1 protein-coding gene is annotated in these 527 nt (G+C 70.0%); it reads left to right on the top strand.

The window, feature by feature from the left end:
* A partial coding sequence (locus IEZ17_RS41775) for an AIR synthase-related protein (protein WP_268249904.1) occupies positions 1 to 527 on the top strand: 527 nt, incomplete at both ends.

The following is a 527-nucleotide window of genomic DNA, read 5'->3' as shown; positions in this document are numbered from 1 at the left end:
CTGCCTGGCGTTGGGGACGCCGGTGACCGGCGGCAACGTCTCCCTCTACAACCAGACCGGCGACAACGCGATCCATCCCACCCCGGTGGTCGCGGTGCTGGGTGTCATCGATGATGTCACCCGCCGCACGCCCGTCGCGTTCGCCGAGGAGGGGCAGTTGATCTACCTCCTGGGGGACACCCGTGAGGAGTTGGGCGGGTCGGCGTGGTCGCAGGTGATCCACGACCACCTCGGTGGCATGCCGCCCGCGGTGGATCTGGACCGGGAGAAGCTGCTCGCCGAGATCCTGATCTCCGCCTCGCGTGACGGGATGGTCGATGCGGCGCACGACCTGTCGGACGGCGGGTTGATCCAGGCGCTGGTGGAGTCCTGCCTCAGGGGCGGCAAGGGCGCTCGCCTGGTCGTTCCCGACGGCATCGACCCGTTCGTCTTCCTCTTCTCCGAATCCGCCGGCCGCGCGGTGGTCGCCGTTCCCCGCAGCGAGGAGGTCCGCTTCACCGACATGTGCGGCGCACGCGGCCTGCCCG

The sequence above is a fragment of the Streptomyces albospinus genome (assembly GCF_014648695.1).
GTDB lineage: Bacteria > Actinomycetota > Actinomycetes > Streptomycetales > Streptomycetaceae > Streptomyces > Streptomyces albospinus.
This window is presented reverse-complemented; position numbering and strand designations above follow the sequence as displayed.